Source organism: Pseudomonas sp. MWU13-2517, assembly GCF_023242545.1.
GTDB lineage: Bacteria > Pseudomonadota > Gammaproteobacteria > Pseudomonadales > Pseudomonadaceae > Aquipseudomonas.
Map to the genome: position 1 here is coordinate 79,740 of NZ_JALMFA010000003.1, position 10,121 is coordinate 89,860.

Here is a 10,121-nt window from a genome sequence, read left to right on the forward strand (position 1 = left end):
GCCGTCAGATCACGTAGTGCATGATCGCCACGAAGTGCAGCAGGCTGCCGCCGATCACGAACAGATGCCAGATCCCGTGGGAATGCCGCAGCCGGTCCTCCAGGGCAAAGAAGATGATACCGACGGTGTACAACACTCCGCCTGCGGCCAGCCAGGTAAACCCCGCCGTGCCCAGCGCAGCGATCAGCGGCTTGACGGCCACCAGCACGATCCAGCCCATCACCGCGTAGATCACGATCGACAGGATGCGCGCCTCGGAGCGCGGCTTGATCTCCTGCAGGATGCCGATCACCGCAAGCCCCCACACGATACCGAACAATGTCCAACCCCACGGGCCGCGCAAGGTCACCAGGCAAAACGGCGTGTAGCTCCCGGCAATCAGCAGGTAGATCGAAAAATGGTCGACCTTCTGCATGATCTCTTTTCGTCGCCCGCGCACGCTGTGGTACACGGTCGACGCGCTGTACAGCACCAACAGCGTAAAGCCATAGATCGCCACGCTGACAATTTTCCAGGGGCTGCCATCCAGGCTCGCCACCACCAACATCCACACTGCACCAATACACGCCGCGACTGTACCGAGCAAATGGCTCCAGGCGTTGAATCGTTCACCGTGGTACATCTGTCACCAACCTCCTATGACTGTTAACAACTGGCGGGTTAGCCTCCGGTCTTGCGCATAAGAGTGCAAGCGTCTTGTGACGTTCCGGGGACGCCACGCGGTTTTGCGGGCACAATCGAGTGCATTCGAACAAGAGTCACGGCCATGCTGATCGACGAAGAATTCACCCTCAAGAAGTTGGAAATCTTCCTGGCGTTCATGCGCACCGGCAACCTGGCCCGTGCCGCCGCCGAGCTGCAAACCAGCAACGTCAGTGTGCACCGCGCCATCCACTCCCTGGAGAATGCCCTGCGCTGTCCGCTGTTCAAACACGAAGGGCGCAACCTCACCCCGCTGGAAAGCGCCTATGTGCTGGAAGAACGCGCCCAGAAACTGGTGGCCGATGTGGTCGACAGCGTGCGCCTGACCCGTGAGGCCGCTGGTTTCTCCGCCGAACGCTTCAAGCTCGGTGCGTTGTATTCACTGACCGTGAAGACCGTGCCGCAGCTGATCATGGGTCTGAAAATCCGTCGCAGCGAACTCAATATCGACCTGATCCTGGGCTCCAACTTCGACCTGCTCTACAAGCTCAAGAACATGGAGGTGGACGCGATTCTCATCTCCCTCGACGAACACGCCAACGACCCTGACTGCGAACAGATCGAGCTGTTCTGCGATGACATATTCCTCGCCACCCCGGCCGATTCACCGTTCGATCGCGAACAGCAGATCGACCTCGCCGACGTTCGCGACGCCACCTTCATCACCCTCACCCATGGCTTCGCTACCCATCAGGATGGCAACCGCGTGTTCAAGCAGGCGGGGTTCGAGCCAAAGGTGGCGATGCAGGTAAATGACATCTTCACGTTATTGAGCATGGTCAGTTCGGGGGTCGGGTATGCCCTGCTGCCGGGGCGGATTGCGGCGGTGTACGAGAACCGGGTGAAGTTGATACCGCTGCAACCCAGGTATCGGTTGCAGCAGCATATTGGTGTGGTCTTCTTGAAGGCCAAGGAGCGAGACCCGAATCTGCTCGCGTTGCTGGCGGAGTGTCGGATGTACGCCAACCGGCGGGTGACAGCCTGAGACTCCGCTATCGGGGGCAAGCCCCCGATAGCGCCAGACAAACCTGAGGTCAGCCGACCAAACCACGCACAATGAAGTACAGCACCGAAGGCCCGAGCAGACACCCAAGCCCGGTATGGAACGTCGCAGTCAACGCACCATAAGGCACCAGCCGCCGATCCGTCGCCGCCAACCCCGCCGTCACTCCGCTCACCGTGCCGGCCAGGCCGCCGAACACCATCGCCGAACGTGGGTTATCCAAGCCCATCCAACGCGCCGCCACCGGTGTGCCGACCATCACCAGGATCGCCTTGATCAAGCCGGTGGCAATCGACAACGCCATCACATCCGACGTCGCGCCAATCGCCGCGCCAGTCACCGGGCCGACGATGTAGGTCACCGCGCCGGCACCGATGGTGGTCATGCTGACCGCATCGCGATAACCAAAGGCCCAGGCCATGCTGGCGCCGACGATAAACGGCAGCACCGTGCCCAGCAGCAACGCGATCACGCCGACCAACCCGGCCTTGCGGGCTTCCGTGGCTTGTACTTCAAACGCCGTGGCAACGATGGCGAAATCACGCAGCATTGCCCCGCCCATCAGGCCAATGCCGGAGAACAGCGCCACATCGGCCAGGCCTTTCTGCCCGCCGGTGAGGGTGCCGCCGACCCAGGCCAATACCAGCCCTATGACGATCGCAATCGCCGAGCCATGAATGCGCCCGAAGGTCAGGCGCTTGGACAGCACCACGGAAACCCACATCACCACACCCACGAAGGCAAAGGCGGTGACCAGGCCGTTATGTTCCAGACCTTTCTCAATGAGGTCCCACATATCAGCGACCTCCCGCCGGCGCGATCAGCGGCTCTTCATCGGGTAACGGTTCCCCCTTATGAGTGCGACTGATCAGGGCAATCGTGCAACCGCACACCACCACCGAACCAATGGCCGCCAGTACCGCCACCGGCCCGCCGTGCAGGGCCGTGACCACGTTTTGTTGCGCGGCCATCGCCACCACCACGGGGATGTACATGGCGCCCCAGAAGCCCACACCCATCTCGCAGTCCTTGGTCATGCCGCCGCGTTTTTGCATCCACAGACGGGCGCAGATCAGCAGGATCATCGCAATGCCCACCCCGCCCACGTTGGATTTGACACCCAGCAACACGCCAAGCATGTCGCCTATGATCACGCCCGCAAGCGTGCAGATCGCCAGCAATGCCACACCGTAGATAATCATTGTTGTTGTCCTCAAAGTGCTCGATCGAAATTGTTGTTTTTGTGCTTCGAATGCCTTGGGTGGGGCTTTATCGGTGGCGGCGCTCCTCCTCTTGCAGCAGGGCCTGCAAGGTGTCCAGGCGCGCGCCTTCATAGGCGATCACCGTGCCTTGCTCGAACACGCGGCGTGACAGGCCGGTCAGCACGGAGCCCGGAGGCAATTCGATCTGCAGGCGCACGCCGCGCTCGTAGGCGCTTTGCACGGTGCCGCGCCAATCGACGATGCGGCACATATTGAAGGCCAGGTCATCGCGCAGCTGCTCGGGGTTGTGGATAGGTCGGGCGCGGGTGCTGCTCAGGTAGGTGATGCGCGGCGTCTTGAGCGCAACGAAGGCTTGCGCCAACACCTGGGCCGGTTGCTCCAGCAGTGCGCAGTGCGACGGCACGCTCACGGCCAGGCGCTTGGCAATGCCGTTGCCTTTGATGCGTTCGGCGACACACTGCATCGCCGCATGACTGCCGGCGATGACGGTCTGGTTGTCGGCGTTGATATTGGCCAAGTACACCGGGGTTTGCGGGCTGTGGATATCTGCCAGCAAGGCTTCGACGGTGGATAACTGCGGGCCGATGATCGCCGTCATGCCATAACCTTGAGGGTAAGCCTGCTGCATCAGTTCACCGCGCAGGCTGACCAGTTTGACCGCGTCGACAAAGTCCAGGGCGCCGGCGATAACCGCCGCCGGATAGGCGCCAATGGAGAGGCCCGCCACATAGTCGGGTGTGTGTTGCAACTGGCGGGCGTAGACCACGCCGGCGATCAACAGGCACAGTTGCACGGCGCGCGTCGACTCAAGGGCTTGGGCGGAGTCGAGCTGGCGAACGTCTTCACCCAAGGCATGACTGGCTTCATCCAGGACAACGCCCGGCATTTGCTGGAGCATGCCCGGCCGTTGGGCGCCCTGCCCCGGAAACACCAGCAGGCTGCTCATGCCGCGGCCTGCCAGGGGTTGAACACGAGGTGCGCACCGCTGGCGGTTTTCAACAACACTCGGCGTGACGGGCCAGCCCATTCGCGTAAAGCGACCGCACCGAATGGCGTCTGCAGTTGCAGGTCCACGGCGCACACTGCCGTGTCCAACAACGCCAGCAGGCTCCGTGCATCATTGCGATCAAACGGTTCAGGCGTACGCAGGATCAAATCCAGATCGCTTTGGGCATGCAGCGCTTCGATGCCGGTGGCCAATTCAAAGCCGGCGCTGCCGCTGACACCCCAGTCCCATGACGCCAGCGACGGACGCAGTTGATCGAGCGCGCGCAACGCGGGCAAATCTCGCGATGAACGCACGTCACGCAGTGCTTGTGGCGTGACCCTGCGCTGCACCGATTGCCGGGGCATTACCGTCGCAAAACGTTGCTCGCGCAAACGCCCACGCACACCGACCGCCACAGCGTCCGGCTCGGTGATGGCGCGACGCACCACCACCGGATGACCGGCGCTGATCGCGTCCCGCACCCAGGTGGGCGCATCAACGGGCAGGTGCGCCGGGGTCATGCCCCAGAGCAAATCGTGAGCGTTCACCATTGCTCCCGCAGCAGTTCACGTACATGACGGGAAGCGGCGCGATTGGCCTGGCCCAGGCGTCCACTCAAGTCGCGTCCATCGATGCCCTTGATGGCACTCACCAGGCAATCGCTGACCCGCACCACATCCTGCTCGGTAGGCTGTTCAATCTGGCTGACCGACAAGGTCTCCCACAGCAAACCGAGGCTGGCATAACTGTCGATGTCATAAGCCATGGGCGGCACGCTGGCGGCCAGGGCTTCCAATTCTTCGACACTGCGCAGGGTCACCCGCGCGGCAGAGGCCTTGCCCATGGCATGCACCATCACACCCGGGTCGCGCAGGGCGATCAGCCGGTTGGCCTGATAACCGTGGGCGAGAAACGCGCCGGACATGGCCTTGCCCACCAGCAGCGCAATCACCGGATGCCCAGCCAACCGCGCGCGGGCGTAGCTATCGGCGGCGGCAGCCAGGGCTTGATGAATACCGAGTGCCTCTTCGCGACGACCGTAGGCCTGGCTGGGTACATCGACGATGGCGATGATCGGACGCTGGTCGCCGCCGGCAATGGCGTCATCCACGGCCTTGGCCAGGCCCCAGCCTTCGAGCAAACCGACCTCGCCATTGCGTGCACGGGGAAAGCGGTTTTGTGGGTCGGTGACCACGGCGATAAAGCGCACGGCCTGCCCGTTCAATACGCCGTCGGCGACCCTCAATGAAGCCGGCAAACCTTCAACAGGCGTCGCCCCGGCGCTCAATGCGTTGAACCACTGCAACCCTCTCATGGGCGTTCTCCTTGATACAGCTCGCGCACCGTCGCCGGATCGATCTGCGGTGTGGCATCCAGTTCGGCCAGGCGCGCCAGGTAGTACTCGGTCTGGCGGCTGCGCTGTCGAGCGGGTAAGCCTTGTTGCAGCAGCGCAGTAACGGTTTGCTGAATCTGCTTCACATCGTCCGCGACATAGCGGTCGGCCAAGCCGCTGTTAAAGCGCTGCTCACCACCGGTGAGGCTCCAGATGAAAGGCCGGTCGCGGGAGTCGTACTCATCCAGGCCCGCTTCCTGCTCGATCACCTGCGGGCCATTCAGGCCCAGGCGTGCTTCGCGGGTGACCACCAGGTAGCTGCACAGCCCGGCCGCGATGGACATACCGCCAAAGCAACCGACACTGCCGGCCACCACTCCGATCACTGGCTGGTACTGACGCAGATCGACAATCGCTGCGTGGATATCAGCAATAGCGGCCAAGCCCAGGTTGGCCTCCTGCAGGCGCACGCCACCGGTTTCCAGCAACAACACGGCACGCGTGGGTACGCCGTTGCGGTTGTCTTCGGCCGCCAGCTCCAGGGCGCCGGCGATTTTGGCGCCACCGACTTCACCGAGGCTGCCACCCTGGAAATTGCCTTCGATGGCCGCAATCACCACCGGCAACCCGGCGATGCTGCCCTTGGCGATCACCACACCATCGTCGGCCTGGGGCACCACGCCTTGGCGACTGAGCCAGGGCGACATCACGCGCTGGAACGGGTCGATCAGTTCGCGAAACGAACCGGTATCCAGCAGCGCCTTGGCCCGCTGCCGAGCACCCAATTCAACGAAGCTGTGTTTAGCGAGCAAGTCAGTCATGGCCGATCTCCTCGAAACCCTGCTCCAGGCGCAAGCGCACCACGCCGGGTGTAGCGCCGAAGTCGTGAATATCAATGTTCAACGCCGGTGGCGTCTGCTCCTGGAAAATCCGCTCAAACAGATGGCGCCAACGCTGTTCAGCACCATTCACCGAGGTCTGCACCTGAATCGTCAGCGTGCCCGCCGTACCCGGCTCCAACAGCACTTCCAGGTCTCCCGAACCGACACATCCCACCAGCGCACGGCCTTTGGGCGGCTGCCCGGCGGGGAATTCAAAGGATAAGGTTTCCATCACAACGCTCCGTCGAGGCGGTCGATAAACAGGCAGGCGGCCAACAGGTCGGCAGCACCGCCCGGGGAGGCATTCAGGGCCAGCAGTTGAAGGTCCAACTCGTGCAGCCGGCGGCGCCCGGCGAGGGTGGCACTGCCACCGGCATCCAGCACGGCTCGGGCACCCCGCTGCATTGCGCTGATACCTTCAGGGCCGGCACGGTAGAGCACACAGGTGTCGGCCAGCTCGGTCATGATCGCCAACAAGGCATCCAGGCGAGCGTTCTGCTCACCGACGTTTTGCAGGCGGCTTTTGTGCAGTTGCGGCAGGCCGCGTTGCATCACCGAAGGGAAACCGAGTTGGGCTTCTTCACGAGCGCCGCGCGCGCCGTAGCGTTGGGCGACTTGTGCGCCGTGGCTCAAAGGCTGCGGGGCATAACGGTCGTTGAGCAGGGCCAGCCTGGCGGCATTCAGCGTTATAGCGCGTGGTTCCAAGGCTGCGGCGGCGGTGAGCAAGCCGAGCGCCCAGATTGCGCCACGATGGGTATTCACGCCTTGGGTGGTAACGAGCATTGCCTGCTCACCTTCACGGCCAATCCGCCCGAGGGCTTCGCGCAGGGGCACACCGACTTCACCGAACTCGATGGCCGCCTCGGCCATCGCCTTGAACGTCGGCCACAGCGACAACGCCGAGGCATGCATCAGGCCCAAGTGCAAATCGCGGTGGGCACCGTTGCCGCGACGGTCCACCAGGGCGGGCTTGGGTGACAGGTCGGCTTCATCGATCAGCGCGTCGACGGCCAGGTCGGCCAGGCGTTCGGCGAGGCTCAGTTCATGCAGTTTGAGTGCGCGCATTTACCAACTCCTGAACTTGGCGGGCGGGTTGTACAAACCACCGGACCATTCCACCAGGTCGGCCACGCTCTTGGCGGCCAACAGTTCGCGGGTGGCGTCGGTGCGACGTATACCGAGGTCTTCGGGCAGGGCGATCAACCCTTCACGACGCATGCGTGCGGTGTCCTTGGGGTTGTGGCGCATGCCGATGGCCGTTACGCCTGCGACGGCGGCGATCATCGCCTGACGCTCTTCCAGGGAACGCGCCTTGTAGAGGTAGGCGATGCCTTCTTCAGTGAGCAGGTGGGTGACGTCGTCGCCATAGATCATGATCGGCGCCAGGGGCATGCCGCTTTTACGTGCGACCTCCACCGCGTCGAGGGTGTTGACGAAGGTCGGCTTGCCCCCCTCCTGGAAGGTCTCGACCATTTGCACCACAAGCTTTTTGCCGCGCTCGAGCAAGGCTTCCGGCGCGTCGTCGTGGCGCATGTCCAACCACGCCGGGGTGCCGTGACGACGACCGCGTGGATCGTGCCCCATGTTCGGCGCCCCACCAAACCCTGCGAGACGACCACGGGTCACGGTGGAGGAATGTCCATCGCCATCCACTTGCAGGGTGGCGCCGATAAACAGGTCCACCGCGTATTGGCCGGCGAGTTGGCAGAACATCCGGTTGGAGCGCATCGAGCCGTCACGGCCGGTAAAAAACACATCTGGCCGCGCGGCGATGTAGTTCTCCATACCCAGCTCGGTGCCGAAACAATGCACGCTTTCGACCCAGCCGCTTTCGATGGCCGGGATCAGGGTGGGATGTGGGTTGAGGGTCCAGTTGCGGCAGATCTTGCCTTTGAGGCCGAGGGATTCGCCGTAGGTGGGCAGGATCAGCTCAATGGCGGCTGTGTTGAATCCGATGCCGTGGTTGAGGGACTGCACCTTGTGTTTTTCGTAGATGCCACGAATCGCCATCATCGCCATCAGCACATGCACCGGCTTGATGTGGCGCGGGTCGCGGGTGAACAGCGGCTCGATGTAGAACGGCTTGTCGGCCACCACCACGAAATCCACCCAGCTCGCCGGAATATCCACGCGGGGCAAGTCGGTAACGTCGTCCACCAACTGATTGACCTGCACGATAACGATGCCATCGCTGAACGCAGCGGGCTCGATCAGCGCCGGAGTGTCCTCGGTGCTGGCGCCGGTGTAGATATTGCCGGCGCGGTCGGCCATGAAACCGGCAGAGAGCACCACATTGGGAATCAGGTCCACCACCAGCCGCGCATAGAGCTCGATGTACGTGTGAATCGCACCGATTTCCAGCAGGCCGTCTTCCAGCAATTGGCTGATGCGCAGGGACTGGGTGCCGGCGAAAGAGAAATCCAGCTTGCGTGCGATGCCTTTTTCAAACAGGTCCAAGTGCTCGGAACGGCCGACACTGGGCATGATCATGTGCAAATCGTGGAGCTTGGCCGGGTCGGCCTTGACCAGGGAGCGCGAGAGGAAATCAGCCTGTTTCTGGTTGTTGCCCTCCAGCACCACGCGGTCGCCGGGGAGGATCAGGGCTTCCAGGGCCTGGACGATCCTGTCACTGGGCAGCACGGCCCCGTCCGCATAATGCTTGACCAGCCCGAGACGCCGCTGCTTCTCGTCGCGCCGCCGCGTCCAGCGCGAGTCGGGGGTAGTTGTTGTCGTCATGGTCGCTCCACGGGGATTGCTGTCGTGGGCTTACCTTAGGAGTGATTGAAGAGGCCATCAATCAAGCTTGTTGGTGGATCGTTACGGCTGGAGTAACGGAAGATCAGCAAACACTGGCATTGAGACAAGTGAAGATCAAAATGTGTGTGCGGGCTTGCGCGCGGACGCTGTACATCAGAGCGCTACCGTTCGCTTGCACGCGAGTAAGGGTGGCGACCGTGCGCAGGTGTGCAAGACCGGGCCTGTTCAGGACACCCAGCAGGTCCGAAGACCTCCTGCGCGCAGCCGCCATAAAGCAGCGCAGGAAAAATCCGAAGCCAGCCGGCCTACAACTTCATGTCGATGCTCACCGCCCCCAACTCTTCAAGCGGGTAGCTACGGTATTCATAGATCCCCCCACGAACAATGAGATGGATGACTCCGTCCACCCGATTCACTTGGACATCAGGCTCTTTGGTTTTCAGAAAAGGATGCGCCGACACCAATGTCGTGAGTATTTCTTGATCACTGCCCAGATCCTTGTGGACGTAGTACCTGTAGGAAAAGCCCGCCGTAGCGCCCCCCTGATTATTCCGCGCGCCGTAAATGGAGCTTCCGTTATTCAAGGAGTACTTGAGCACGACCTCATCCAACTCCGGTGGACCTGGGCTCATCAACCATCCAACGCCCAAGTATCCGAGACACACCACCAACAGCCCGTTGAGCAAGCCCTGGACCGGCCACTTAAAACCCTTGGGTCCTGGCATATTCGATACCCCCTTTGATCCAATGCTGGCTTTCGGTGATGACGGGACGAAGACTAGGCGCGCTGACTGCACGCGACAAGTTCATGAGCGGCCCCAAATCTTGCAGGAAAAATCCGAGAGCCCGCCCACATTGCTCAAGGCAAAAACACTTCCCGTGGCGAGGGAGTTTGCTCCCGTTGGACTGCGTAGCAGGCCCATTTTTGCGGCCGCTGCGCGGCCGAGCGGGAGCAAGCTCCCTCGCCACAGTGACAGCGTTGCGCTTTAACTGACTGAAGGGCCTCAGGCCTGCCCACACCGCGACACGTTCATGCACAACCCCAAATCTTGCAGGAAAAATCCGAGAGCCCGCCCACATTACTCAAGGCAAAAGCACTTCCTGTGGCGAGGGAGCTTGCTCCCGTTGGACTGCGTAGCAGGCCTATTTTTGCGGCCGCTGCGCAGCCGAGCGGGAGCAAGCTCCCTCGCCACAAATTTAACTGACTGAAGGGCCTTAGGCCTGCCCCACACCG

12 protein-coding genes are annotated in these 10,121 nt (G+C 62.2%); 1 reads left to right on the top strand and 11 read right to left on the bottom strand.

All coding sequences use genetic code 11. The annotated features are described in order from the left end of the window. Positions 1-4: 4 nt before the first annotated feature. A complete protein-coding gene (locus M5B97_RS05375; RefSeq protein WP_123717194.1) occupies positions 5-622 on the bottom strand; it encodes a hemolysin III family protein in 618 nt (205 codons plus the stop codon). Positions 623-766: 144 nt separating this feature from the next. Here M5B97_RS05375 and M5B97_RS05380 point away from each other — a divergent pair, with 144 nt between their 5' ends. Beyond that, positions 767-1,687: a LysR substrate-binding domain-containing protein gene (locus M5B97_RS05380; RefSeq protein WP_123717193.1), complete on the top strand. Its 921-nt coding sequence runs from the start codon at positions 767-769 to the stop codon at positions 1,685-1,687. Positions 1,688-1,736: 49 nt separating this feature from the next. Here the strand turns inward: M5B97_RS05380 and madM are convergent, their stop codons facing one another. The 10 genes from madM to M5B97_RS05430 form a co-directional block, all read right to left on the bottom strand. After that, positions 1,737-2,501 carry a malonate transporter subunit MadM gene (gene madM / locus M5B97_RS05385; protein WP_123717192.1) on the bottom strand — a complete coding sequence of 255 codons (765 nt, stop codon included), beginning with the start codon at positions 2,499-2,501 and terminating at the stop codon, positions 1,737-1,739. A 1-nt stretch (position 2,502) separates the two neighbouring features. Then, entirely contained in the window at positions 2,503-2,907 is a 405-nt protein-coding gene (gene madL, locus M5B97_RS05390) for a malonate transporter subunit MadL (RefSeq protein ID WP_123717191.1), read from the bottom strand. A 67-nt stretch (positions 2,908-2,974) separates the two neighbouring features. Beyond that, positions 2,975-3,874 (bottom strand): malonate decarboxylase subunit epsilon, encoded by a 900-nt coding sequence (gene mdcH, locus M5B97_RS05395; protein ID WP_134659153.1) that lies wholly within the window; start codon positions 3,872-3,874, stop codon positions 2,975-2,977. After that, positions 3,871-4,467, bottom strand: a complete 597-nt coding sequence (locus M5B97_RS05400) for a malonate decarboxylase holo-ACP synthase (RefSeq protein ID WP_248730945.1) — start codon at positions 4,465-4,467, stop codon at positions 3,871-3,873. Before M5B97_RS05400 ends, mdcH begins: the two co-directional genes overlap by 4 nt. Beyond that, positions 4,461-5,231 (bottom strand): biotin-independent malonate decarboxylase subunit gamma, encoded by a 771-nt coding sequence (gene mdcE, locus M5B97_RS05405; RefSeq protein WP_248730946.1) that lies wholly within the window; start codon positions 5,229-5,231, stop codon positions 4,461-4,463. Before mdcE ends, M5B97_RS05400 begins: the two co-directional genes overlap by 7 nt. Continuing rightward, complete coding sequence (locus tag M5B97_RS05410; RefSeq protein WP_134659159.1) at positions 5,228-6,070, bottom strand: biotin-independent malonate decarboxylase subunit beta; 843 nt, start codon at positions 6,068-6,070, stop codon at positions 5,228-5,230. Before M5B97_RS05410 ends, mdcE begins: the two co-directional genes overlap by 4 nt. Then, a complete protein-coding gene (locus M5B97_RS05415) occupies positions 6,063-6,362 on the bottom strand; it encodes a malonate decarboxylase subunit delta (RefSeq protein ID WP_123717186.1) in 300 nt (99 codons plus the stop codon). The genes M5B97_RS05410 and M5B97_RS05415 overlap by 8 nt, the downstream gene beginning before the upstream one ends. Next, positions 6,362-7,195: a triphosphoribosyl-dephospho-CoA synthase gene (locus tag M5B97_RS05420; RefSeq protein WP_248730947.1), complete on the bottom strand. Its 834-nt coding sequence runs from the start codon at positions 7,193-7,195 to the stop codon at positions 6,362-6,364. The genes M5B97_RS05415 and M5B97_RS05420 overlap by 1 nt, the downstream gene beginning before the upstream one ends. After that, positions 7,196-8,866 carry a malonate decarboxylase subunit alpha gene (mdcA, locus tag M5B97_RS05425; protein WP_248730948.1) on the bottom strand — a complete coding sequence of 557 codons (1,671 nt, stop codon included), beginning with the start codon at positions 8,864-8,866 and terminating at the stop codon, positions 7,196-7,198. Between the two features lie 326 nt (positions 8,867-9,192). Further along, positions 9,193-9,612: a hypothetical protein gene (locus M5B97_RS05430; protein WP_248730949.1), complete on the bottom strand. Its 420-nt coding sequence runs from the start codon at positions 9,610-9,612 to the stop codon at positions 9,193-9,195. Positions 9,613-10,121: the final 509 nt, after the last annotated feature.